The organism is Pradoshia sp. D12 (genome assembly GCF_008935075.1).
Lineage (GTDB): Bacteria > Bacillota > Bacilli > Bacillales > Pradoshiaceae > Pradoshia.
The window spans coordinates 3416516-3442375 of record NZ_CP044545.1 but is presented as its reverse complement, the minus strand read 5'-3'; the positions used below and the strand labels follow the sequence as shown (position 1 = coordinate 3442375).

At 37.4% G+C, this 25860-nt stretch carries 19 protein-coding genes and 1 other annotated feature; of the genes, 13 read left to right on the top strand and 6 right to left on the bottom strand.

The features are described 5' to 3' along the window. Positions 1–31 precede the first annotated feature (31 nt). Both helD and F7984_RS16630 read right to left on the bottom strand, forming a co-directional pair. Positions 32–2365, bottom strand: a complete 2334-nt coding sequence (gene helD, locus F7984_RS16635; protein ID WP_140461735.1) for an RNA polymerase recycling motor HelD — start codon at positions 2363–2365, stop codon at positions 32–34. Positions 2366–2542: 177 nt separating this feature from the next. Next, a complete protein-coding gene (locus tag F7984_RS16630) occupies positions 2543–4669 on the bottom strand; it encodes an MMPL family transporter (RefSeq protein ID WP_066106414.1) in 2127 nt (708 codons plus the stop codon). A 204-nt stretch (positions 4670–4873) separates the two neighbouring features. Here F7984_RS16630 and F7984_RS16625 point away from each other — a divergent pair, with 204 nt between their 5' ends. Beyond that, complete coding sequence (locus tag F7984_RS16625; RefSeq protein ID WP_140461734.1) at positions 4874–5386, top strand: acyl-CoA thioesterase; 513 nt, start codon at positions 4874–4876, stop codon at positions 5384–5386. Positions 5387–5457: 71 nt separating this feature from the next. Here F7984_RS16625 and F7984_RS16620 read toward each other — a convergent pair whose 3' ends face one another. Beyond that, the gene (locus F7984_RS16620) at positions 5458–6039 is read right to left on the bottom strand and encodes a YdcF family protein (RefSeq protein WP_066106420.1); all 582 of its coding nucleotides are present in this window, start codon (positions 6037–6039) and stop codon (positions 5458–5460) included. Positions 6040–6681: 642 nt separating this feature from the next. After that, the gene (locus F7984_RS16615) at positions 6682–7533 is read right to left on the bottom strand and encodes an MBL fold metallo-hydrolase (RefSeq protein WP_066106422.1); all 852 of its coding nucleotides are present in this window, start codon (positions 7531–7533) and stop codon (positions 6682–6684) included. 341 nt (positions 7534–7874) lie between these two features. Between F7984_RS16615 and rodA the strand changes: the two genes are divergently transcribed. From rodA to F7984_RS16595, 4 genes are all read left to right on the top strand, one after another. Further along, positions 7875–9047, top strand: a complete 1173-nt coding sequence (gene rodA / locus F7984_RS16610; protein WP_066106425.1) for a rod shape-determining protein RodA — start codon at positions 7875–7877, stop codon at positions 9045–9047. A gap of 243 nt (positions 9048–9290) precedes the next feature. Further along, complete coding sequence (locus F7984_RS16605) at positions 9291–10418, top strand: sensor domain-containing diguanylate cyclase (RefSeq protein WP_066106428.1); 1128 nt, start codon at positions 9291–9293, stop codon at positions 10416–10418. A gap of 425 nt (positions 10419–10843) precedes the next feature. Then, on the top strand, positions 10844–11530 hold the full coding sequence (locus F7984_RS16600) for a Crp/Fnr family transcriptional regulator (RefSeq protein WP_066106431.1): 687 nt from the start codon (positions 10844–10846) through the stop codon (positions 11528–11530). An 85-nt stretch (positions 11531–11615) separates the two neighbouring features. Continuing rightward, positions 11616–12239, top strand: a complete 624-nt coding sequence (locus F7984_RS16595) for a hypothetical protein (protein WP_139892259.1) — start codon at positions 11616–11618, stop codon at positions 12237–12239. 79 nt (positions 12240–12318) lie between these two features. Here the strand turns inward: F7984_RS16595 and argS are convergent, their stop codons facing one another. Beyond that, on the bottom strand, positions 12319–14004 hold the full coding sequence (gene argS, locus F7984_RS16590; RefSeq protein ID WP_140461733.1) for an arginine--tRNA ligase: 1686 nt from the start codon (positions 14002–14004) through the stop codon (positions 12319–12321). Positions 14005–14056: 52 nt separating this feature from the next. Next, positions 14057–14267 (bottom strand) — a binding site (T-box leader). 142 nt (positions 14268–14409) lie between these two features. On the opposite strand from argS, the gene argR reads away from it, so the two are divergent. The 5 genes from argR to arcC all read left to right on the top strand — a co-directional run bounded on the left by argR (position 14410) and on the right by arcC (position 19881). Continuing rightward, positions 14410–14865, top strand: a complete 456-nt coding sequence (gene argR, locus F7984_RS16585; RefSeq protein WP_066106440.1) for an arginine repressor — start codon at positions 14410–14412, stop codon at positions 14863–14865. Positions 14866–15096: 231 nt separating this feature from the next. After that, positions 15097–16329: an arginine deiminase gene (arcA, locus tag F7984_RS16580; protein WP_066106443.1), complete on the top strand. Its 1233-nt coding sequence runs from the start codon at positions 15097–15099 to the stop codon at positions 16327–16329. Between the two features lie 48 nt (positions 16330–16377). Beyond that, complete coding sequence (gene argF / locus F7984_RS16575) at positions 16378–17388, top strand: ornithine carbamoyltransferase (RefSeq protein ID WP_066106447.1); 1011 nt, start codon at positions 16378–16380, stop codon at positions 17386–17388. A 70-nt stretch (positions 17389–17458) separates the two neighbouring features. Beyond that, positions 17459–18874, top strand: coding sequence for an arginine-ornithine antiporter (gene arcD, locus F7984_RS16570; protein WP_066106450.1), 1416 nt, complete (start codon positions 17459–17461; stop codon positions 18872–18874). Between the two features lie 44 nt (positions 18875–18918). Next, positions 18919–19881 (top strand): carbamate kinase, encoded by a 963-nt coding sequence (gene arcC, locus F7984_RS16565; RefSeq protein WP_066106453.1) that lies wholly within the window; start codon positions 18919–18921, stop codon positions 19879–19881. A 101-nt stretch (positions 19882–19982) separates the two neighbouring features. Here arcC and F7984_RS16560 read toward each other — a convergent pair whose 3' ends face one another. Then, complete coding sequence (locus F7984_RS16560) at positions 19983–20111, bottom strand: YuzL family protein (protein WP_077248114.1); 129 nt, start codon at positions 20109–20111, stop codon at positions 19983–19985. Positions 20112–20338: 227 nt separating this feature from the next. Between F7984_RS16560 and F7984_RS16555 the strand changes: the two genes are divergently transcribed. The 3 genes from F7984_RS16555 to F7984_RS16545 all read left to right on the top strand — a co-directional run bounded on the left by F7984_RS16555 (position 20339) and on the right by F7984_RS16545 (position 25748). Next, positions 20339–22681: a 3-hydroxyacyl-CoA dehydrogenase/enoyl-CoA hydratase family protein gene (locus F7984_RS16555; RefSeq protein WP_413242781.1), complete on the top strand. Its 2343-nt coding sequence runs from the start codon at positions 20339–20341 to the stop codon at positions 22679–22681. Between the two features lie 37 nt (positions 22682–22718). Continuing rightward, positions 22719–23897, top strand: coding sequence for an acetyl-CoA C-acetyltransferase (locus F7984_RS16550; RefSeq protein WP_140461732.1), 1179 nt, complete (start codon positions 22719–22721; stop codon positions 23895–23897). Positions 23898–23963: 66 nt separating this feature from the next. Next, positions 23964–25748: an acyl-CoA dehydrogenase family protein gene (locus F7984_RS16545; protein ID WP_140461731.1), complete on the top strand. Its 1785-nt coding sequence runs from the start codon at positions 23964–23966 to the stop codon at positions 25746–25748. The last annotated feature ends 112 nt before the right edge of the window (positions 25749–25860 follow it).

Sequence of the window (25860 nt, the reverse complement as noted above, 5' to 3'; positions counted from 1 at the left end):
GGTTATAGCCCATTCAGGTCTTTTTATGCCTTTAATCAATATGGTATAAATCAGTCGGTATCCCATCAAGAAATGGACTCATTTCATCACTGCTAACCAGATAGAGTTCGTGCATAGCTCTTGTACAAGCCGTATAGAATAATTTTCTCTCCAATTCGCGGCTATAGGTTTCTTTTGATGCATCAAAAATAATGACAGCATCGAATTCAATTCCTTTTGATAAATAGGAAGGCAGAATTAATATTCCCTTATTATACGAATAGGTGTTTTTTTGCATGAGCTGGACATCGAGGTTTTTTGATAATTCTACGTAGGCATTCCGAGTTTCTTCTTCTGTTTTGCATATAATCGCAATGGTTTGATGACCAGCGTTCTCCAAAGAAGCGATCAGATTCATTATTTCCTGGGTCCGTTCTGAATTGTTATTTACGATTTTTATTGTAGGTTTTGGCCCAGTTCTATTAAATGGCTCAATTTGGACATTGCCCAAAATTTCCTTCGTAAAGTCAACAATTTGACGGGTTGATCGGTAGCTCTTTGTCAGAACCATCTTCTCAAAGCTCTCTGACTCATACAGCTCATTAGACAGAAGGGTTGGCGCATTCATCGAATGAGCATAAATAGCCTGATTAAAGTCGCCTAAAATGGTCATTTTACTATTTGGAAAAAGTTGTTTAAGAACAGCAAATTGAAATGGCGAATAATCCTGTGCCTCATCAATAAATAAGTGCCGGATAATATTATTAGTTTTTCGCCCCTCCAATTGTGCCTTTAAATAAATATAAGCTGTTGCATCTTCATTGGCTAATTGGTTTTGTTTGCATTTGTCTAAGGTGTAATCACAAATCCTTGGCCATGATTCAGGATAATCTGCATCATTGATATATTTATAGCCATTAAGGAAGAAGTTCTTATAGATAGCTTTTACATGGATAAATTTTAGATTTTTAATGGCTTTTTTTATTGGATTAAAATATTTACGAACTAATTTTTTTGCCAATTCATCTTTCTCGTGTTCAAAATCATTAAATGTGTCCTCTGACCAGCGATCTTTTGCCTGAATCTCCAAATAAGTCTCGGTATATTCATCTGTTTCAAGTAACTCTAGTTCATCTTCTACCCATTCTTTTTTATATTCGAGTTTTTCTTTATGATCCAGCTTTTGTAAAAGCCAATCCTTCATGGTCTGCATACGAAGTTGGATAGGACTCCTGTTATCAAGAGAGTAAAAGTATTCCGCAATTTCACTTGCCGAAATAAGTGTTTCACCGCGAAAAGAAATTGTTTTAAATTTTAAATCCTGTCGACTGAGATGGTGAATATAGGCATCTATCAATTGTTTATACTGCAAATGGGATTTAAAACGAATTCCTTCAAGTCGAGCCTGGTAATATTCATCCTGTTCATTTTTCAATACGTATTCCATTTGCTGAAAAGGATCCTCGATATCAAATTCGTTACCTACATACTTTTCGATATAATCCTGAAAAGTAATTTGTTGCATGTTTTCTTCACCTAAATTAGGCAGAACAGTGGCTATATAGCTGTTGAATAAGGGATTTGGAGAAAATAATAAGATATGATCTGATTTGATCTTCCCAAAATAACGATATAGTAAAAAAGCCACGCGCTGAAGGGCAGCCGAAGTTTTACCGCTTCCGGCCACACCCTGGACGACCAAATACTTACTTTGTACGTTACGAATAATTTTATTTTGCTCTTTTTGAATCGTGGCAACAATATTCTTCATTTGATTATCCGCACGGGTGCCAAGAACTTCTTTTAAGAGTTCATCCCCTATTGTTAAGCCGGTATCAAACATACTTTTAAGCTTTCCATTTTTGATGATATATTGTCTCTTTAGCTCCATCGTGCCCGTGATGGACCCTTCGAGTGTTTGATATTCAGCGGGTCCGGGTGAGTGGTCATAGTATAGACTCGAGATTGGGGCACGCCAATCATAGATCAGGAAATTTTCATTGTTCTGATCCATTAGAGAAGCAATTCCAATATAGACTTGATCTATTTGTTCTTCACCGTCTTCATGAAAATCAATCCTGCCGAAATATGGGGAGTCTTTAAGTAGGTCCAGTGTTTTTAGTTGCTTCGTAATCTGATGTTGGGTTCTTTCTCTTTCTGACAGTAATTCAGATTGCTGTTTTATGCTCGCCAATGTTTCGACTGCATCCTCAACATTGTCCATATTGACGGTGACATCTTCCCAAAAGGTTTTGCGAATATAAATGACTTCATCCTTGAGTCCACCTGATGATTGGTTCAGCTTATTGGCTTTATTCTCAATAATCTTGATAATGGTTGATAGTCGTTGTTCTTCCTGTTGTTTAGCAAAATTTTGTTCGGTCATATCCTGTCCTCCTAGTGATTCGGATATTGATACACAGTCATACTTTCTATAATGGTTGATTTTGGTGAATATAATGAAAGACGGATCAAATTATTCTTTTCCAAACTATAAAATATCAATACCCGGTATCGGTGACATTTAAATCCTGTCATCAATACCGGGTATTGGTGGGTTAAATTACAGTTTAGTTGAATGAACTTCTTTCTGTTGATCTGCATCTTTTTCAAAGAACAGGATTAGAGAAGGCAGTAATAGGCCTCTTACAAGGAATGTATCCAATATAATGCCTATTGCTACAATAAAACCAAAAACAAATAAAACGGCTATGGGCTGTGTCATTAATACAGCGAATGTGGCCGCAAGAATGATTCCAGCGGAGGAAATGACACCGCCTGTATTAGCCACCGCGATTTCTACAGCTTTTTTAACAGGGTGCTTTTCACGTTCTTCTTTGTATCTGGATATTAAAATAATATTATAATCGATACCCAGTGCTACAAGGAAAACGAAAGCATACAGCGGTACACGGGTGTTAATAGCATCAATACCAAATAGGATATCTGTTAAAAATGTTCCAAGGCCTAGAGCTGCCAGGAAGGATAGCAAAATCGTTCCCATCATATAAATCGGCATCTTGAAGGATCTGGTCAGAACAAACAGTAGGACTAAAATGAGTAATGTTTCTGCAATGACAATCACGATAATATCCCGATCATTAATGGTTCGATCGTCCACTTTTGTAGCAGTTTCTCCAGCGAAGTATAGCTCCCCTTCAATGTCTGCATCTTTTAAGAGCTTATCTGATTTGTCTCGTATGGACTCTAAAGCATCTAAGGATTCTAATGCATATGGACTTTCTGAAAATGAAAGGCTGTACTGTAGTGCTTTTCCATCTTCAGTAGCACCTGATTGGCGAATACTTGCCACTAGATTTTGTTCTTCAAGTGTTTTTGCAAGTTTTTCACTTTGGTCTTTTGAAATAGATTGTTCAGATTTAAGTAAAACGGTTGTTGGTGCCAAGTCACCTTTATCGAACTTTTCTTCCACAATCTCATAGCCTTCGCGAGATTGCATATCCTCTGGGAATCCTTTTACTGTATCAAATTCATATTTTATATTAAATATGTTTAAGGCAGAGATAAGTAGAATAGCAAATACAATTCCTCCAGCCATTAAAGGCTTGGTGGTAACAAAGTTTGCAGTTCTGGACCAGAAAGTAGCTTTTGTTTGATTGCTTTCCCCAACCTGAGGGACCTTAGGCCAAAAGGATTTTCGGCCAAATAGGGTAAATAAAGCCGGAACGAGTGTCACTGATGCGATCATGATGATAAACATCGTTGTGGCAAAGGTAGGTGCAAAGCTTTGATAGTCCCCATTTTTAGCTAGGAATAGGACAAGCATGGCAGCCAAAACCGTCCCGCCTGAGAAGAAAACAGGTTCGCCTGTTTCTCGCATCGCCAAACTCATTGCTTCATGCTTGCTGGTATAACGTTTCAGTTCTTCTCGATATCGTGCAAAGACAAATAGAGAATAATCTATTACAGCTGCAAATAAGAGAATGGTCATAATGGAGAGAGATTGCGTGCTCATTTCCAAACCAGCTTTCCCCATTATTCCGAGCAACTGATCTACTACTATATACACAAAACCAGCAGCCAAAAGCGGAATAAGTGCCAATAATGGGGAACGATAAATAACAATTAGCAGGACTAAAATCAATCCAACTGTTGAAAATAATAAGACAAGGTCGGCTTTTGAAAATAAGCCCAATGTATCAGCGGCAATTCCCGCCGGTCCAGTAATCTTGAATGTCATATCAGCAGTGGTATCTTCTACTGCAGCATAGATATCCTCAATACCGGCTTGAATCTCTTTTGACTCAAGTGAGCTTTCAAAATTAAGCGGTACAACAGCTGTTGTTCCATCCTTTGATAAGAATTGTACCTGTGCCTGTGGAGGCAGTGAAGAAAAAGGAACAGCTTCCTTAACTCCTTTTATATCTTCCTTAATGATCACATCCATCGCTTGACTTATTGTCTGCGTGTCTGCTTTTCCTGACTCAGCTGAGAATACTAAAAGGGCTGGGACCCCCTGATCATCTTTAAAATATTTGTTCAGTTCTTCGTTGGCAATAACGGATTTTGCATCATCAGGTAATGTTTGTATACTCGACACATCATAATCTTTGGCACTTGGTGCAAATAAGAATAATCCTAAGGTCACTACTAACCATGCAATTAACGTTATCCACATGCCGCGTTTAGTAGTAACCCTATCTGTTAGTGCGGCTAATAATCTCTTCAATTAAATTCCTCCTTCAGGAAAGGTTATGGGAATTATACGCATACCATAATTTAATTAAATAATTTATACAACAATTTATCAAATTTGATGATTCCTTAAATTGTACTAATATTGTCTGTACACTGAATCGTATTGGTTGAAACATTCCATATAGTAAGATATAAAAAGAATAAATGAGCGTATAGAAGGAAAGAAGGTAACAACTTGGAAACAAAGACATGCAGTGAAACAAGAATTGTAAAAACAAACCGTATATTTCCGAGCGATGTAAACGATCATAATACGTTATTTGGCGGAAAGTTAATGAGTGATATTGATATGACAGCTTCACTTTCAGCGACGAGACATAGCCGTAAAACGGTGGTTACGGCTTCAACAGATTCTGTAGATTTTCTAAATCCCATTACAACCCGGGACTCTGTATGTTTGGAGTCATATGTGACCTATACTGGTAAGAGCTCTATGGAGGTATTTGTAAAGGTAATTGCTGAAAATTTAATGAGTGGAGAACGTAAAATTGCAGCCACAGCATTTCTTACTTTTGTTGCACTAGATGAAGGAGGAAAGCCATGTCGTGTTCCAACCATCGTCCCTGAAACTGAGGAAGAGAAGAAACTGAATGAGACAGGGAGCATTCGCGCTGCTAAACGAAAACTTCATCGTATCCAAAGTAAGGAGCTTGCTGAATACATCACAACAAAAAGACCGTGGGAATAACAAGATGTTACTAAAAAGAAATGCAGAAAATGGGGACAGCCATGATCTACATTTCTTTTTTTTGATTCCAATCACCAGCTAATGTCTTTTTTTAGCCGATAGGATGTTATAGCCGCGTACTCCCTGACATGTGACTTCAGCCTTGAAATTTTAGGTGTTTTAGCTGGGATTCCAGTTAATTTTAAATCTAGTTTCTCAGCTATTTTGATTGTTCGATAGAGGTGGTAATCATTTGTTACAACGGCACCAGAATTTAGGTGGCTTGGTATAAGTTCTTTAGAAAATGATATGTTTTCTTTCGTGTTTGTCGAAGCATCTTCGAGAATTAATCTGTTGCTTGGTATACCGTATTCCTCTAATCCTCTTTTCATTGCCTCAGCTTCTGAAATATCCTCACCATCTCCCTGGCCACCGGATAGGATTGCCATACATTTAGGATGATTTATTAAAAAGTCAGCCGCAGCATCAATACGGTACTTTAGTGACAGAGATGGTGTTTCACCTTTTACTCTTGCCCCGAGTACAATAATATAATCAATTGTTTTCTCCTGTTCTTGATTTGCGTAGCGATACATATTGAATTGAAGAATGGATATGTAAATAAGTAAGATTATGATAATAGCTGTAAAACTTATCAATAGAATCCTTTTCACCTTTGGCAGCTCCTTTTCAGCATTTCTAAGATAATCATAAAGGAAATATGGAGGGGTGTGTAAAATAAATAGGTAATAATTAACAAAAAGTTCAAAATGTAGGCATTTATTTGAATGGGATATGAGTTATTATTAAGGCAGAAGGATCATATACAAAGTTTTAACCTATAAAGAGGCTCAATCAACGTGTTTGTTTCGTAGAGGTAAGTCACTGGAAAAGGCGAACAAAGTAAAAATATTTATTATATCCTTGAAATTAAATGGAATCGCAGCATAAAGTGTGCGAATTATTCTAATCTTACAGATTATGTAAAGGGATATGATAGAGGATACAGGGATAGAGAAATAATATACAGTTAAGTTTCTTGTAATGTTAGAATACGGAACCTGCACAATCAGCTGATTCGTATTTTATAAGTAACCGATGACAAATGTATTTTAAATTTATCAGCTGTTTATGATTGAGTCTCTTTGTATGTTAATTGAAGGATCCTTCGATTACGGAAATAGAGAAATGAAAAAAGAGATTAGAGGTAGAGAAACTATCTAATCTCTTTTTTTATTTTTATAGAAGGTGATTTAACAGGACATTCTCGATTGTCTATAGAGGCATCAAAAAGGGTGTCCATTTGAAAAAAGTGCCTATTCTTCTTCCTTGTAAATACTGTGTTTCGGAATGGCCATCTCATCAAAATTGGATGCTAGGATGTTAAGCTCTTTTTTTAAATATTCCTCAAGGAGAGGAAGACCATGACCTGTTACAGCAAAGTTTGGATTTAGCTGGTTTAATTGTATGACTGAATCTTTTGCGGCTTTCCAGTCTGTTGTGAAATAACGGGGCGGACCGCTGATTTCTTGTTTTTGAGTAAGGACTTTATAAAGGGATTCCTGTTTTACACCAACAAATGCATCTCCGGCAATCAGGAAGCCGTCATCTTCTCGGTATAATGAAATATGTCCAGGTGTATGCCCAGGCGTATGGATCCATCTCCATCCAGGCATTTCAGGAACACTCCCATCAGCAGGAAGAGGTTGCACTTTATTGCCAAGATCAATGCCGTGATTAGGAAAGAAGCGGGCAATATCCGGAACAAGTCCGCCCTCTGCTTTATAGTCAGGTTCAGGATAATTCTTTTGTCCGGTTAAATAAGGGATTTCCAGCTCATGTGCATATACGGGCACATCCCACTTATCCAGTAATTCTTCGAGTGCACCAACATGGTCAAAGTGGCCGTGTGTTAAAATAATCGCTTTTGGCATACTGCCTTCACCGAACCGTTTGTTTACTGCTTCAATAATTTCGTCATCTGCTTTAGGCATACCGGCATCAATCAGAACAAAATTGTCTTGATTAGGAAGTCCGGCCAGTGTCACATTGACAATTTGCGTATTCAGGACATAAATATCTTCTTTTACCTCAATACCCATTCCGCTTGTAGAGGAAGTTAAAGGAATATATGTATGACGGAATGTTTGTTTAGATTTATGTTCCATAAAAGATCACTCCTTTAGTCAGCTCTTTAGTAGTATGTACCCTTATTACTTTTCTCATTAACACTAATCATGGAAAATAGAAAAAATTAACGATTTTAAGATTCCTTGCAGATGCAAATGTTTGTAGTTCAAATCTATAAAACTGATACAATTAGAATCCATTAAAAATAGTAAAAAGAAGAACTGTATTGCAGAAAGTGGAATTGATAATGATTTATATGTATAATTATCTTTTTCAGGAATTATATTCTTGATGCCGTGTCAGTTGTGATTTTATCTTGTTCAAGTATAATAAAGAAAATGGCTACTGGCCTAACTAGTAATGAATATGGTGGTTTATCATGTCTAACAATAAAAATTTCACGTCGAGAATAGATTATGGTCTTCTATTTATTGTATTTTTGCTTTTTATAACAAGCTGTATGGCTATATATAGTGCACAAACGACAGGTCAATATGCCGAAAACTTTCTTGTAAAGCAAATTGTCTGGTATATCGTAGGAATCAGCCTTGCATTTGTGATCATGAGATTTGATGCTGACCAAATGAAAAAAATGAGCTGGTATTTATACTTCTTTGGCTTATTTCTATTGATGACCATTATAATTGCACCAACAAGTATTGCTCCAGTTGTCAATGGAGCAAAGAGCTGGTTTAGATTTCCTGGTATTGGTTCAATTCAGCCATCGGAATTTATGAAGGTATTTCTAATTTTGGCGTTGGCGGCTCTTATCCAAAATCATCATTTGAAGCATCGGATTAAAACACTTCAAACGGACTTCATCCTTTTATGTAAAATCGTACTTACTACAGCTATTCCGATTTTGCTTGTCATGAAACAGCCCGATTTGGGTACTTCTCTTGTCATGATTGCGATTATGGTTGGGATGATTTTTGTATCGGGTATCACTTGGAAATTGCTTTTACCGATATTTGGCGGTGGCACACTGTTAGTTGGAGTTATTTTTTACCTCGTTGTATGGCATCCAAATATTATGGAGAAATATTTCCATGTTAAACAGTATCAATTTGGGCGTATATATGCATGGCTTGATCCGTATAACTATACTTCCTCAGAAGGATACCAGTTAATTAAATCACTATTAGCGATTGGATCCGGCACCACATCCGGTAAGGGATTTGGAAATAGGGAAGTTTACTTGCCAGAAGGTCACACAGATTTCATATTTGCTGTCATTGGAGAAGAATACGGATTCCTTGGTTCAAGTATTGTCATCAGCTTATTCTTCTTATTGATCTATAACATGACAAAAATTGGACTTGAAACTAAAAATGATTTTAATACCTATATATGTGTTGGTGTAATCTGTATGCTGACTTTCCATGTGTTTGAAAATATTGGGATGACGATCGGCTTGCTGCCGATTACCGGTATTCCTTTACCATTTTTAAGCTATGGGGGAAGTTCATTGCTCGGCAATATGATGGCGCTCGGATTAATATTCAGCATAAGATACCATCATAAGAAATACATGTTTTCTACATCTTCATAAGGAAATTAACATTGAATACCTCTTGCTGATCTTAAATCGGCAGGGGGTATTTTTTGTTTAATAACAATCTAATATGGCTCAAAATAGATGTTTTTTATGAATGATAAATTACTATTTTATATTTAGTTTAAGAATATGTTACATGGAAGTTATTGTTATTTTTTATTTTATAATAAAGAGATAGTCATATAAAACCACATAAGTGCGAACTATATAAATAATATGTAAAGAAAAGGTGAATGAATGAGACAAAAGTCATATGGAAAATTACCGGGTTTATTTATAGGATATTATCCGGTATTTCTCACTCTGTTTCTCTTGTTATTAGGCTTGAATTTTATAGTAATCCTATTTGATTATGAACATTTGGAATTTGGAACAATCCTCCTCTCTGGTTTATTGATTTTTGTTATTAGTCTTCAATCCTATTACATATCCAGACAGCCAATAAACGTGGGTGATATGGAGAGGGGACAATCTATTAATTCGATTTTATATGGAATCATTATCAGTGATTCCCAAGGGAAAATTATTGATATAAATCGAGTTGGGAGTGAGATCCTTGGAATAGCAGCTGAAAGTGCTTCTTCTGTATCATTGATTGATGGCCTATGGGGACTCGTAGACAGAAATGGAAATCTAATGCATAAAAATGATATCCCAATATCGGTTTCATTAAATACGTGTAAACCGGTTGAAAAAGAAGTTATAGGCATAAAAAATTTCAAATTTCAACAGCCTATTTGGCTCGAAGTTAGTGCCAATCCTGTTTTAAATGCAGATAAACATATAGAAGCAGTTGTACTCGTATTCAGTGAGATAACTGACCAATTTAATTCAATAAAACTATTAAATGAAAAAAATGAACAATTACGGCAAATGTCATTCACAGATTATATTTTAAATATCCCAAATCGACGTTATTTTAATTCTTATTTAACTGAGGTTTGGCTTGAATCTAAAAAGTCTGGAACACCTGTTACATTATATTTAATCGAAATTGATTATACGAAGGAGTATAGGAGAGATCAGGAATTTACCTATAGTGACCAAGTATTAATGGAAGTATCTAAAAAATTATGCGTGGCAGTGAACGGAGAGGGAGTGGTAGCTCATATAGAGGGAAGCAGATTTGCTGTCATCTTTTCAGGACTATTTGGTAAACAAATAAGAGAGAGGCAAGCCGAATTAAGAAATGGGCTTATTCAGCTTGTAGATGAAAATAAATTAGCATCTAATATAATTGATTTCACTGTATCTATGGGAGCGTCTACACGGGTAGCGACAGACAATTTAGATTACTCTATTCTTATAGAAGAAGCAAATGTTGAATTGAATCAGGCAAAAATAAGTAGTGCTGCGAGAATGTAAATGACGTTCCAATTAAACAAATATGTATAGAGTTAAAAAAAGTATGTATTTTAATAATAAATTTATTAAAAATACATACTTTTTTGTTTTTTTATCTACTTTTAATTATTTTAATATAATTTTTTGATAATATTAAAGAAGAGATATTATACATTTTGATAGTAATAGAATAGAAACTATATTCAAATCATACGTATGGTTACTCGCTCCCATACTATATTACTGCAAGGATAAGGTCCAATCGATCAGCATCCGGTATGTTTGTAAAATAATTTAAATGTCAATGGAGTGAAATAAGGTTAAGTAGAATCTTGCCTTAAAGGGATTTTTATATTGTTATCAGCTCTAAACATATTTTGTTTGCAAGCTGAATTTAATAGAAGAATTGATAGTAAACTGAACAATACATATAAGTGGGTGTTCGAATGAAAGCAAAAGCAATTCAATTATTAAGACAAGTTGACCTATTTTCGTGCTTATCAGAAAAAGAGATAAAAGAACTGGAGCCTTTTATATATGAAAGAACATATAAGAAGGGTCAATATCTATTTTTTGAAGGAGATCCGAGACTCAGGATATATATATTGCTTGAAGGCTTTGTTATGCTTGAAAAATCGAATCAACAGGGTAGCTTATTATATACAAGTTACGTCAAAAAGAACACGGTCTTTCCTTATATGGGCTTATTTAAAAATGAGGACTACAATCACAGTGCCGTTGCAGAAACAGATATTCGGGTCTTCTATATGGTAGCGGATGCATTCGAAAGTATTGTGGCAAAAAACTCTGCACTTCTTAAAAAAGTAATCCTACAAGTCAATGAGTTGCTTGCGGTACAAGAAAATCGAGTTAAAAACGTTATGACCCCTAGTGCACATGTAAGAGTGTTGAATACGATTGATTATTTAATGAATGATTTGGGTGAAGAAGAATCAGGGGTCATTCGTATTAACTGTCCGATTACAACAACCAAAATTTCTGTTATGTCCGGAACCTCCAGAGAAACCGTAAGTATGGTCGTAAATAAATTAAAGAAGGATCAGATTCTATCCATAAAAGATCGAATGCTTCATATTCATAAACCTGAATATTTTGAAGAAGAAGTTATTTGAGGAAAATTTATGAACTGATTAATTGAAAATCTCTCCATCTCCCTACTATAATAGGAATATTATACTAAAGGGATGGAGGGGTAATGTGATCAAAACTTCCTATCATACACTGGGAGCAGTTATATTTATTTGGGGGTTAGTATTACAACTGAAATGGCCCGGTCAGGATGAAACTATAGGCCATCAACTGTTTCAAGCGTACTCTATTCCTGTTACAGCCGAGATTGGGGTCTCTTATGTTTGGATTGTATCCATTATCATTCAGGTCAGCGGAATCTTGTTATTTTTGAAATGGCTATTTATGGAGCATCCTCAGATTTTAAAGAAATATATGAAATTTGAACCGGTATTCTTGGTTGTCTTATTGTTTGCTATTCCTTTTGTAATTAACAGTCTATTAAGTACTTCTGCCAAAACGTATATTTATGCTGCTGAGAATGGAGCTAATGCTATAGAATATTTGGAAAGCGAATGTACAATAGAAGAGCAGGATGAAGGTAATCTGTATGAATGCAAAATTATACTGCAAAATTATGAGCATCAATCACAGCAGGTAACGTTGCATTTTCCTGTTTCCGATTCGGTAAAGAAAGAAAAACAAGTAACAGCTTATTTACAGGTTCATGAAAAAAAAGAGATTAGAGTGCAATTTACAGCTGATGAATTAGCCGCTTTCGAAGGGGTACCTGAATTTACAATTCAATCATAATGGTCTTAATAGAAAATATCGGAGAACCGTGTATCATAGAAGCGGTTCTCCGATATTTTTTATTGAAGGTTAGCTGGGATTACATTTCCTGCGGTGCTTCCATTCCTAATAAATGCATGCCTTCTTCAAGAACGATGGTAATTGATTTTATTAAAGCCAAGCGATTTTGCAATTCACTGTCATTCTCTAATATGCGTATATGTCCATAATAGCGATTAAATGATTGAGCCAAGTCAATCAAGTATTTAGCAATAACGGATGGCTCCATTTTTTTGAAAGACCGCTCAATCACGGATGGAAATGCCAGCAAATGCTTTACAATATCAAAGCTATATTCATCACTCAAGCCTGCTGATGCACTAGCAGGAGTAAAGGCCTTTCTAAGAATAGAATGGGCACGAGCATTTGTATATTGTAAATAGGGACCAGTTTCACCTTCAAATTTTAGGATGTCTTCGAGCGAGAATTCAATATTATTCATACGGTCATTTTTCAAATCGTTGAATATAACAGCTCCTACGCCTACTTGTCTTGCAACCTCATCTTTGTTATTTAAATCAGGATTTTTATTCTCAATATTCTTACGAGCAAGCTCGATTGATTCGGCCAGCACTTCCTCGAGGAGGACCACTCTTCCTTTACGAGTCGACATTTTTTTGCCGTCTTTCATAATCATTCCGAATGGTACATGTGAAATGTCGTCAGCCCAGTCAAATCCAAGTTTCTTTAAAACAGCTTTAAGCTGTTTAAAATGTAAGGATTGTTCATTTCCGACTACATATACAGCCTTGGCAAAGTCGTAGGTACGGTAACGGTATAAAGCAGCTGATAAATCCCGTGTTACATAAAGAGTCGCACCATCGGATTTTTTGATTAAACAAGGTGTTAATCCCTCTTCCTCTAATTTGACTACCATGGCACCCTGATCTTCTACAAGCAGGCCGCTATTCTCAATTATTTCTATAACCTCTGCCATCTTATCATTATAAAAAGCTTCCCCATTAAAAGAGTCGAATTGAATGCCAAGCAGCTCATATATTTTCTCGAATTCCTTCAGGGATTCTTCTTTGAACCATTTCCATAATTTCGTGGCTTCTTCGTCCCCATCTTCCAGCTTTTTGAACCAGTCACGTCCCTGTTGCTCTAGCTCAAGTTCTGTTTCGGCTTTTTCATGAAAGATAATATATAACTTTAAAAGTTCGCTGATGGGACTCTTTTTAACTTTTTCTTCATTTCCCCAAGCTTTATAGGCTACAATTAATTTTCCGAATTGAGTGCCCCAATCACCAATGTGATTAATTTTAACAGGGGTATAACCGCATTTTTTAATAATATTGGCTATAGAGGCTCCGATTACTGTGGAGCGAAGGTGCCCCATCGAAAAGGGCTTGGCGATATTGGGTGAAGACATATCAATTGCGATATTTTCACCATGTCCAAGAGAAAGTGTGCCGTACTGATGTTGATCAGTTAATATCGTATTCATTACTCTTTCACTGATAGACTTTTTATCGAGGAAAAAGTTAACATACGGTCCAATAGCTTTTACATCCTCATAACGTTCATCCTTTAGTTGGTCAGCTAATGTTACTGCAATTTTCTGCGGAGATTGCTTCCACAGTTTTGCGAGAGTGAAACAGGGAAATGCCAAATCTCCATGCTCTTTGTTCTTTGGGGTTTCGACCAAAGACAAGCATGTTTCAAGATTTAAGTCACCTTTTAGTACTTCATTCATATGAGAAGCTACATCTAGTTTTATATCCATATCCTCAGCCTCCAGTAAAATATAATAAAAAAAGCCCGCCTCTTAAAAATCTTTAAGAGACGGGCTGTAAACCCGCGGTACCACTCTGCTTGTTCTAATGAACCACCTTAACTTTATAACGGAAAAGTCCGGCCCAAACTACTAAAGTTGTTCGAATGAGCATTTCAGAAGGGCGTTCCTTAAAACCATTAATACCAGGCTCTCACCATTCCCGGCTCGCTATAATTTGTATTTTAAGTACTATTCTTCATCATAAATATTATCTTTATTATTTTATATACAAATAGTATAGAAATTCCGAATAGAAAGTCAATACAAAATATTCTTTTGTATGAATATATTGCTCATCTATGCACAAATGAGTATAAATAGAATTATAGAACTTAGTAAAAGGAGTATTTTATTATGAATAAGGAAAAAAGACTCGCTATTATTAAGCAGGTAATTCAGAATAATGAAATTAAAACTCAGGAACAGCTGGTCGAAGAATTATCTAAGCAAGGGTTGCATATTACACAAGCCACCATTTCTCGAGATATCCGGGAATTAAGCCTGGTAAAATATCCATCTAAGACCGGAGGGACGAAGTATGGATTTATCGGAGATCATAAGTACAATGACACAATGAAACTACGTAAAAAAATGCAAGACGCATTATTAAATATTGAAAGAATAGAATATTTTATTATCCTAAAAGTATTACCTGGCCATGCCCACTCATTTGGGGCAATTTTAGATGAACTTGAGTGGGAAGAGAAGGCGGCAACTATATGTGGGAATGATACCTGTATGATTATTTGCCGTACAATCCATCAAGCAGAGGCCCTGGAAGAAAGGTTAAGAACAGTTGCAAATTTATAAGAAATATTTTTTTATATTTCAAGTATGATATGCAAAAAAATATACATAGTTATGCGAAATAATAGGAAATTAAAAATAATTAATTGAATATTCATACATAAACTTTTCTATTTAAAGAGATTTATGTGAGGATTTACACATTTTTTGTGTGTAAAAAATCACAAATCTCTTTTTTTCGTTCCTTTACACTAAAAATGTAAGAAAAATAAGGTGTGCAGGAGGAAAGGCAATATGACAAATCCAATTCATGTTACTTCTGAAATCGGCACTTTAAAAACTGTAATGTTAAAGCGTCCCGGAAAAGAAGTAGAAAATCTTACTCCGGAATATCTGGAGAGACTATTGTTTGATGATATTCCTTATTTGCCGATTATTCAGGAAGAGCACGATTATTTTGCTAATACACTAAGAGATCAAGGAATAGAAGTTTTATACCTTGAGAAGCTTGCTGCAGAATCTCTTACAAATCCTGAAGTGAAAGAGGAATTTGTTAGCCGCATGCTTGAAGAAAGCAATGCAAAGGTACAGGGTACATTTGAAAATCTTAAAGAGTATTTATTATCATTTTCAAATGAAGACATGGTTGACAAAATTATGTCCGGTATCCGCAAAAATGAACTGGAGATCAGCAAAAAAACACATTTGTATGAATTGATGGAAGACCATTATCCATTCTATACAGATCCAATGCCAAACCTGTATTTTACGCGGGACCCGGCAGCAGCTATCGGAAACGGTTTAACAATTAATAACATGCGCGAACCTGCAAGACGCAGAGAGTCCATGTTCATGGAATATATTATCAAGCATCATCCACGTTTTGCTGGTAAAGATGTTCCTGTATGGCTTGACCGTACTTATCATAACCCAATTGAGGGGGGAGATGAACTGGTATTAAGCCCAGAAGTAGTCGCAATCGGTGTTTCAGCAAGAACATCTGCTAAAGCAATCGAAAAATTCGCGCTTAGCATCTTGAATAAACAAAATCAATTCAAGAAAGTAATAGCTATTGAAATACCTAGCTGCCGTGCATTCATGCACCTGGATACTGTATTTACAATGGTAGACTACAATAAATTTACAATGCATCCGATGATTCAGGGACCTGGCGGTAAAATGAATATTTACATCCTTGAAAAAGGCGCTGATGAATTTAATGTAAATATCACACACCGTACTGACATTAAAGAGACTTTAAAAGAAGTGCTTAACTTGCCTGAACTTGAAATCATCCTTTGTGGTGACGGAGATGAAATCGCAGCTCCACGTGAACAGTGGAATGATGGTTCCAATACACTGGCGATTGCACCTGGTGTAGTTGTTACATATGACCGTAACTATATCTCAAACGAGTGCTTACGCAAACATGGTGTAAAAGTTATTGAAATCAAAAGCTCTGAATTGTCTCGTGGCCGTGGGGGCCCACGCTGCATGAGCATGCCTCTAGTACGTGAAGACATTTAATAAAAGATTTAGTTGATTAAAAGGTTATCGTTGGAGGGAGTATATAAAATGATTAAAACAAGACCAGACCTTAAAGGTAGAAGTTTCTTGGCTGAGAAAGATTTCACTGAAGAAGAATTCTTACACATGATTGATTTTGCTGCTGAGTTAAAGGAAAAGAAAAAACAAGGCATTCCTCACCGTTATATGGAAGGTAAAAATATTGCCTTATTATTTGAAAAACCATCAACTCGTACACGTTGTGCTTTTACGGTAGCTTGTACTGATTTAGGCGCTCATCCTGAGTATCTTGGAAAAGATGATATCCAACTTGGAAAAAAAGAATCTATTGAAGATACTGCTAAAGTTTTAGGCCGTATGTTTGATGGTATCGAATTCCGTGGCTTTGAACATGCAAAAGTGGAATCTTTGGCTGAGCACTCCGGAGTTCCTGTATGGAATGGTCTTACAGATTTATGGCATCCAACTCAAACTTTAGCGGACTTCTTAACAGTGAAAGAAAATGTAGGCCACTTAAAAGGCGTTAAATTCGTATACGTTGGGGATGGCCGTAACAACGTAGCAAACAGCTTACTTGTCGGCGGTGCAAAAGTTGGTATGGATGTACGTATCTGTTCACCGGAATCTTTATTCCCAGAAGCATCTATTGTTGAACTTGCTAAGGAATTAGCAAAAGAGTCCCAAGGCCGTGTAACAATCACATCTAATGTTGAAGAGGCAGTATCCGGCGCTGATGTTATCTACACAGATGTTTGGGTATCAATGGGAGAAGAAGACAAGTTCGCAGAACGTATCGCTTTATTAGCTCCATATCAAGTGAATATGGATATGATCAAAATGACTGGAAATGACAACGTGATCTTCTTACACTGCTTACCGGCATTCCATGACTTAGAAACTTCTTATGGTCGTGCGATTCATGAAGAGCACGGATTAGCTGAAATGGAAGTTACAGATGAAGTCTTCCGCAGCAAGCATTCCAAAGTATTTGATCAAGCTGAAAACAGAATGCATACAATCAAATCTGTAATGGCATTGACATTAGGAAATATTGAATAAGTAGATGAGCAGGGAATTGGTTCTACACAATTCCCTGCTACCATTATCAAATTAACGAGGTGAAGAAAAAATGGCAGAAGATAAAAAGATTGGCTTATTTGCCTTAATTGCCATTGTTATAGGTTCTATGATTGGAGGAGGAGCATTTAACCTTGCTTCAGATATGGCTGGTGCAGCTTCTCCCGGTGCAATTATTTTAGGATGGACAATTACTGGTATAGGGATGGTCGCGCTAGCGTTATCTTTCCAAAACTTGAATGATAAAAGACCGGATCTTGATGGTGGAGTTTACAGCTATGCTTCAGCTGGATTTGGTAAATTTATGGGATTCAACAGTGCTTGGGGTTACTGGCTGTCTGCATGGTTAGGTAACGTAGCATACGCTACACTTTTGTTCTCTTCCATTGGTTACTTTATCCCTATGTTTGAAGGTGGACAAAACATAGCTGCAATCATTGGTGCCAGCGTATTGCTATGGGCTGTGCATGCTTTAGTTTTACGAGGAGTTCACTCAGCAACACTTGTAAATACAATAACAACAATTGCAAAATTAGTTCCTATTTTCCTATTTATCATTATTGGTATTTTTGCTTTTAATGCGGATATTTTCTTAGACGACTTCTGGGGAACTGGTGCTGGCTTCAAATTTAGTGATGTTATGTCCCAAACAAAGAGCACTATGCTTGTAACACTTTGGGTGTTCATTGGGGTTGAAGGAGCGGTTGTTTTATCCAGCCGTGCGAAAGACAAAAAGGATGTTGGTAAAGCGACTGTCATTGGTTTGATTAGTACGTTAATCATTTACGTATTAATTAATATTATGTCTATCGGTGCAATGAATCGTGCAGAAGTAGCCGGTTTGGCTAATCCGTCTATGGCATATGTGTTTGAAGAAATGGTAGGTCCATGGGGAGCAACATTCATCAATCTTGGATTAATAGTCTCTGTCCTAGGTGCTTGGTTGGGCTGGACATTGCTGGCATCCGAGATTCCTTACTTAGCAGGTAAGGATAAATTATTCCCTAAATGGTTTGCAAAAGTTAATAAAAATGGGGCTCCGTCTAATTCTTTATGGATTACAAATGGTCTGATTCAAGTGTTCCTATTGACATTCCTTGTATCTGAGCAAGCTTATAACTTTGCATTTTCATTGGCATCTTCAGCTATTTTAATTCCGTATGCATTTACAGCATTCTATCAATTGAAATATTCCTTACAAGATACTGCCGCAGATCGCGTGAAAAACATTATTGTTGGTATTGTGGCAAGTGTATATGGTGTTTGGATGGTTTATGCAGCCGGTATTGGATACTTACTATTAACCATGCTTTTATATGCACCAGGTATCCTGATTTACAGAGCTGTACAGAAAGAAGCGAATATTAAACAAGTATTTACGAAAACAGAATTGGCTATTGCAGCAGCGTTTGTTGTATTTGCCGGTATGGCGATTGTTGGATTGATCAATGGAACTATTTCCATTTAATGAGTTCTAAATACAGACTGATTTTTGGAGGTATTGAATCAACTATGGAAAGAAAAAAAGTAGTGATAGCTTTAGGCGGTAATGCCATTCAATCCGGAGATGCCAGTGCAAAGGCTCAACAGCTGGCACTAGAAAAGACAGCTGAACAGCTTGCAACGCTTGTTGAAAATGGAATGGATATTATCATTTCGCATGGTAATGGTCCACAAGTAGGAAATATCCTTCTTCAGCAAAAAGCGGCTGATTCAGAGAAAAATCCAGCAATGCCACTTGATACTTGCGGAGCGATGTCACAAGGTATGATTGGATACTGGTTGGAAAATGCCATGGACAAAGCCCTAAGCAAAAGAGGAATTCATAAAGATGTAGTGGGCATTGTAACAAGGGTCGTAGTTGATGAAAACGATGGCGCCTTCAAGAATCCTACAAAACCGATTGGTCCTTTTTATACAGAAGAGGAAGCGATGAAATTGATCCAGGAGACTGGTGCTTCCTTTAAGGAAGATGCAGGCAGAGGTTGGAGAAGAGTCGTTCCTTCACCGAAACCGGTCAGCATCCTGGAGCATAAGAGCATTAATAGTCTTGTGGAAAGTGGAAAAATTGTTATTTCTACAGGAGGCGGCGGTATCCCAGTTATGCAATCTGACGACGAGTTGATTGGTGTTGAGGCAGTAATCGACAAGGATTTTGCTTCTGAGAAGTTAGCAGAATTAGTGGATGCAGACTCATTAATTATTTTGACTGCTGTAGACAATATCTACATAAACTACAATCAGCCTAATCAGCAAAAACTGGAATCTATTTCAACCAATGAAATAAAGGCATTGGCTGAAGAAGGTCACTTTGCACCGGGCAGTATGCTTCCTAAAGTAGAAGCTGCTATTCAATTTGCAGAATCAAGACCTGGCCGTACTACTATTATTACATCTCTCGAAAAAGCATTAGATGCATTGAAAGGAAATGCGGGAACGATTATATCTATGCAGGAAGAGACAGTAATGGCATAATGATGAAACACATACCCCAAATCATTAGATTTGGGGTATTTTATGTGCGTTTAATAGGAGCGAAAAAGTACGCCTTGTACATAGTATAAAACAGGTGCAGACTATTTTTTAAACTGGTTATTTTGGCTGTTTACCTTATTATAATGTTTTTCATGGTGCGGACCAGCATTGCCTTTTACACTTGCCGCACTGACTCCTTCTTTGCTTGGATTCTTTTTAAGCTTCGCCATTAAATTCACCTCCAGTAGTAGTTTGACCAAATAAAAACTTTCTAACAAATTACCATTTTTATGGCTTTTTTAATTGCGGAATTTTCGAAAATCTTTTATAGTTAAAGATGTAGGATTTTTATTCCATATTTTTTTGTCATAAAAATGAATGAGTATTCATTCAAATTAAAGGGGGATTAATGTTGAACCTTAAAATTAAAAAAGTAGCTGTACTTGGATCAGGTGTCATGGGTTCAGGGATTGCAGCACATTTAGCCAACATTGGAATTCCGGTTAAGCTATTGGATATTGTTCCAAGAGAACTTACCGCGGATGAGGGAAAAAAGGGGCTAACTCTTGAAGACAAGCAAGTCCGTAATCGATTGGCTCAAATGTCCATTCAAAAACTACTTAAACAAAAACCTGCACCGTTAACCTCCAAGAAAAATTTATCTTTAATTGAGCCAGGAAACTTTGAAGACGACTTGTCAAAAATTAATGATTGCGACTGGATTATTGAGGTCGTTGTTGAAAGACTTGATATTAAACAAAGTGTGTTTTCACAAATTGACGAATATAGAAAGCCGGGCAGTATTATTAGTTCAAATACATCCGGAATTTCCATTGAGGCAATGGCGGAAGGGCGTTCAGAAGATTTCCGCAAACATTTCCTTGGCACTCATTTCTTTAATCCACCTAGATATTTAAAGCTTTTGGAAATTATCCCGACAGAAGCAACATCGCCTGAAATAGTTAAAGCGATGAAACAATTTGGAGAAGATGTTTTAGGAAAAGGGGTTGTAATTGCTAAAGATACCCCGAATTTTATCGGTAATCGCATTGGGACTTACGGTTTATTGGTAACTGTTCGTGAAATGATGGAGCGCGGCTACAGTGTCGGGGAAGTAGATTCTGTAACTGGTCCTTTAATTGGCCGTCCAAAGAGTGCAACCTTCCGTACGCTGGATGTAGTGGGACTGGATACATTCGCGCATGTAGCTAAAAATGTTTATGACAATGTAGATAATGAGGAAGAAAAATCTGTATTTGAAGTACCTGAATTTATGAAAAAGATGCTTGATAACGGCTGGTTGGGAAGTAAGTCAGGGCAGGGATTCTTCCTGAAAAAAGGGAAAGAAATACTGGAGCTTGACCCATCCACTTTGGAATATGTAGAGCGTAAAAAGCTAAAAGCACCTTCGCTTGATATGGTAAAGCAGGAGAAAGGCGCCGCGAGAAAATTGAAAGCGCTTATTTATGCGAAAGATCGTGTCGGTGAATTGCTATGGAATGTAATCAGCCCTACTTTACTCTATTCAGCAGAACTACTTGGCGACATTGCCGATGATATTGTTGCAATCGATCAGGCCATGAAATGGGGATTCGGTTGGCAGCTTGGACCATTTGAAACCTGGGATGCAATTGGCCTAGAGAAATCCGTTGCCAGGATGCAGGAGGAAGGACGCAATATTCCTGAATGGATCACACAAATGATTGAAAACGGTAACACAACCTTCTATAAAGAAGGGGATAACGGAACCCTTTATTATGCAAATGGTGAATATCAAGAGGTTGAAGTAAACGAAAAAATCATAAATCTGAAGTTGATTAAGAAACAAAAAGGGGTCATTAAGAAAAATAGCGGTGCGAGCCTGATTGATATTGGTGATGGTGTGGCTTTGCTAGAATTCCATTCTCCGAATAATGCGATTGGCTTTGATATTATTCAAATGATCAATTATGCAATTGAAGAAGTGGATAAAAACTACAAAGGATTAGTTATCGGAAACCAGGGCAAAAACTTCTGCGTTGGAGCCAACCTGGCCATGATTTTAATGGAAGTACAGGACGACAATATATTTGATGTAGAAATGATTACACGTCAATTCCAGCAAGCAATGATGAATATTAAATACAGCAATAAACCGGTTGTCGCTGCGCCATTTAATATGACGCTTGGCGGAGGAGCTGAAATTTGCTTGCCAGCCGCAAAAATCCAGGCATCATCTGAGTCATATATAGGATTGGTTGAGACGGGTGTCGGTTTGTTGCCTGGCGGAGGCGGAAATAAAGAGCTGTATATTAAACATCTGGATAGCTTACCGAATGGTATTGATTTCGATATTACTAAAGTTGCTATTAAAGTGTTTGAAACGATTGCTACTGCCCAAGTATCTACTTCCGCTGATGAAGCAAGAGAGAATAACTTCCTGAATAGTAACGATGGAATCAGCTTTAATCCGGATCATCAGTTATACGATGCGAAACAGGCTGTTATTGCTTTACATGATACTGGTTATAAGCCACCGGTGCGCAAAAAAATTCCGGTATCAGGAGAACCTGGTTATGCGGCTCTGTTACTAGGAGCGCAATCCATGCTGTATTCAGGCTATATTTCAGAGCATGATTTGAAGATTGCCCAAAAAATTGCCTATGTTTTAGCTGGCGGTAAAGTGCCTTATGGAACAGAAGTAGATGAACAGTATTTACTTGATTTAGAAAGAGAAGCATTTATCAGCCTTGTCCAAGAAGGAAAAACACAGCAGCGCATGCAACATATGCTTGTTAAAGGAAAACCATTACGCAATTAATAGATCCGTATTTTGAGTGATTAAGAGGAGGATTGGCATGAGAGAAGCAGTGATTGTAGCCGGAGCCAGAACCCCGGTAGGCAGAGCCAAAAAAGGAACTCTTGCAAATGTTCGACCAGATGATTTAGGTGCATTAGTAGTAAAGGAAACGCTAAAACGAGCAGAAAATTACGATGGACCAATTGATGATATGATCTTTGGATGCGCTATGCCTGAAGCAGAGCAAGGGCTCAATGTGACTCGTAATATCGGTGCCTTGGCAGGTTTACCATACAATGTACCCGCTATAACGATCAATCGTTACTGTTCATCAGGACTGCAATCCATTGCTTATGGAGCAGAGCGAATTATGCTCGGACATTCTGAAACGGTCATTTCCGGTGGGGTTGAATCGATGAGTATGGTTCCGATGATGGGACATGTAGTTCGTCCCAATTCGAAACTGGCAGAAGCAGCTCCTGAATATTATATGGGTATGGGACATACGGCTGAAGAAGTTGCTAAGAAATTTGGGATTACCCGTGAAGACCAGGATGCCTTTGCAGTACGCAGTCACCAAAAAGCAGCACAGGCCATTCGGGATGGGAAATTTGAAGATGAAATCGTTCCTGTTGATGTCACTTTTCGTCAAGTAGGATCAGACAATAAATTAAAAGAGCGCTCCGTTCAATTTACAACAGATGAAGGAGTACGAGAAGGGACAACAACGGAAGTGCTTGCTAGACTGAGGCCTGCATTTTCACTCACAGGAACAGTAACAGCCGGGAATGCTTCACAAACCAGTGATGGAGCAGCAGCGGTATTACTGATGGATCGGGAAAAAGCCGAGGCGGATGGCTTCAAGCCACTTTTAAAATTTCGTTCTTTTGCAGTCGCAGGAGTGCCGCCGGAACTTATGGGAATCGGTCCGGTAGAAGCAATTCCAAAAGCTCTTAAGCTGGCAGGATTAAGTTTATCTGATATTGGATTATTCGAATTGAATGAAGCGTTTGCTTCCCAATCCATTCAGGTAATTCGTCAACTTGGATTGGATGAGGAGAGGGTGAATGTAAATGGCGGTGCCATTGCATTAGGACATCCACTTGGGTGTACTGGAGCTAAATTAACCTTGAGTCTCCTTCACGAGATGAAACGACGAAATGAGCAATTTGGAGTCGTAACGATGTGTATTGGCGGAGGAATGGGCGCGGCTGGAGTATTTGAATTATTAGCATAAAAAGTTATAAGCGATGAGATGATTGGCAACGAGAGCCCAGTCATCTCTAAATAAGGGGGAAGAAAAATGGCTAATCAAACAGAAGAAGTGTTAAAAGGCGGAGCGTTTTTAATTGAGGATATTGAAGCAGAGAATATGTTTACACCTGAGGACTATACAGATGAGCATAAAATGATTGCAAAAACGACTGAGGATTATTTAGTAAATGAAGTATTGCCTCAGGTGGAATATTTAGAGGATCATGAGTTTGACCGTTCTGTAAAACTATTGAAACAAGCTGGAGAACTGGGTCTATTGGGCGCAGATGTACCGGAGGAATACGGTGGATTAGGCTTGGATAAAGTTAGTTCCGCCCTTATTTCAGAAAGACTATCCCGTGCAGGAGGCTTCTCTATTTCTCATGGAGCACATGTTGGTATTGGTTCCTTGCCAATCGTTTTGTTTGGTAACGAAGAACAAAAACAAAAGTACCTTCCATTATTGGCTACCGGGGAAAAGCTAGCAGCCTATGCCTTAACAGAACCAAGCTCAGGCTCTGATGCACTTGGCGCAAAGACAACAGCAAAATTGAATGAAGCAGGAACTCACTATGTCTTAAATGGTGAAAAACAATGGATTACAAATGCAGGCTTTGCTGATGTATTTGTCGTATATGCAAAAATCGACGGTGACAAATTCTCTGCATTTATCGTAGAAAGAGAGTATCCAGGTGTGTCTACTGGACCGGAAGAAAAGAAAATGGGGATTAAGAGCTCTTCAACTAGAACATTAATTCTTGAGGATGCAGAAGTACCTGTTGAGAACCTATTGGGAGAAGCAGGAAGAGGTCATGTAATTGCCTTTAACATTTTGAATATCGGTCGTTATAAATTGGGAGTAGGAGCTGTTGGTGCTTCCAAACGAGGATTTGAATTAGCTGCTACGTATGCTAATCAACGCCAACAGTTTAAAACACCAATCTCTTCATTTAATTTAACAAAAGAAAAGCTCTCTACAATGGCTTCCAAAATATACGCAGCTGAAAGTTCCGTCTATAGGACAGTTGGTTTATTCGAGGAAAGAATGAGCCGCCTAAGTGATGAAGAAGTAAAAGATGGGAAAGAAGTAGCAAAATCAATTGCTGAATATGCAATCGAATGCTCCTTAAATAAGTTCTTTGCTTCCGAGGTTTTAGATTATGTTGTGGATGAAGCGGTTCAGCTTCATGGAGGCTATGGATTTATGGCTGAGTATGAAATTGAAAGAATGTACCGTGATTCTCGTATTAACCGTATATTTGAAGGAACAAACGAAATTAACCGTCTGCTTGTACCAGGTACATTCCTGAAAAAAGCTTTAAAAGGTGAATTGCCGTTATTACAAAAAGCACAGGAACTTTCTGAAGGACTCATGATGCTAATGCCTGAAGAGCCAGGTACAGAGCCACTTGATCAAGAAAAACATCTTGTGAAAAATGCTAAGAAAATTGGTATTATGATTGCAGGATTGGCTGCGCAAAAATATGGTACTGAGCTGGAAAAAGAACAAGAAATTCTTGTTAATATTGCGGATATTGCTTCTTTCGTTTATGCGATGGAATCAGTTGTTCTTCGTACAGAAAAAGCAATCAAAAAAGATGGCTTAGAAAAGAACAAACAAAAACTTCTTTATACTCAAATCTTCTGCCAGGAAGCATTTGGCGAAATCGAGAAGCATGCTAAAGAAACATTAGTGGCAACAGAAACTGGTGATACATTACGTATGATGACATCAGCTTTACGTAAATTCACACGTTTCACACCAATCAATGTAATCGCACTTAAACGTGAAGCTTCAGAAAAGTTAGTTGATGCTGAGCGTTACACTGTTTAATCCTTTATACTATGGAGGCCTGGTGAAAACCAGGCTTTTTCTTTTCCTGCTATGTTAGACCTGTTACCTTTTCTAGAGCAGAAGTATATCCGTTTAAGATAGATGAAAAAAT

Bases quoted from the DNA above. Each gene is read 5' to 3' on its own strand.
- helD (WP_140461735.1), bottom strand. From the start codon at position 2,365: ATGACCGAACAAAATTTTGCTAAACAACAGGAAGAACAACGACTATCA.
- F7984_RS16615 (WP_066106422.1), bottom strand. From the start codon at position 7,533: ATGGAACATAAATCTAAACAAACATTCCGTCATACATATATTCCTTTA.
- rodA (WP_066106425.1), top strand. From the start codon at position 7,875: ATGTCTAACAATAAAAATTTCACGTCGAGAATAGATTATGGTCTTCTA.
- F7984_RS16605 (WP_066106428.1), top strand. From the start codon at position 9,291: ATGAGACAAAAGTCATATGGAAAATTACCGGGTTTATTTATAGGATAT.
- F7984_RS16600 (WP_066106431.1), top strand. From the start codon at position 10,844: ATGAAAGCAAAAGCAATTCAATTATTAAGACAAGTTGACCTATTTTCG.
- argS (WP_140461733.1), bottom strand. From the start codon at position 14,004: ATGGATATAAAACTAGATGTAGCTTCTCATATGAATGAAGTACTAAAA.
- argR (WP_066106440.1), top strand. From the start codon at position 14,410: ATGAATAAGGAAAAAAGACTCGCTATTATTAAGCAGGTAATTCAGAAT.
- arcA (WP_066106443.1), top strand. From the start codon at position 15,097: ATGACAAATCCAATTCATGTTACTTCTGAAATCGGCACTTTAAAAACT.
- argF (WP_066106447.1), top strand. From the start codon at position 16,378: ATGATTAAAACAAGACCAGACCTTAAAGGTAGAAGTTTCTTGGCTGAG.
- arcD (WP_066106450.1), top strand. From the start codon at position 17,459: ATGGCAGAAGATAAAAAGATTGGCTTATTTGCCTTAATTGCCATTGTT.
- arcC (WP_066106453.1), top strand. From the start codon at position 18,919: ATGGAAAGAAAAAAAGTAGTGATAGCTTTAGGCGGTAATGCCATTCAA.
- F7984_RS16560 (WP_077248114.1), bottom strand. From the start codon at position 20,111: ATGGCGAAGCTTAAAAAGAATCCAAGCAAAGAAGGAGTCAGTGCGGCA.
- F7984_RS16555 (WP_413242781.1), top strand. From the start codon at position 20,339: ATGGGTTCAGGGATTGCAGCACATTTAGCCAACATTGGAATTCCGGTT.
- F7984_RS16550 (WP_140461732.1), top strand. From the start codon at position 22,719: ATGAGAGAAGCAGTGATTGTAGCCGGAGCCAGAACCCCGGTAGGCAGA.
- F7984_RS16545 (WP_140461731.1), top strand. From the start codon at position 23,964: ATGGCTAATCAAACAGAAGAAGTGTTAAAAGGCGGAGCGTTTTTAATT.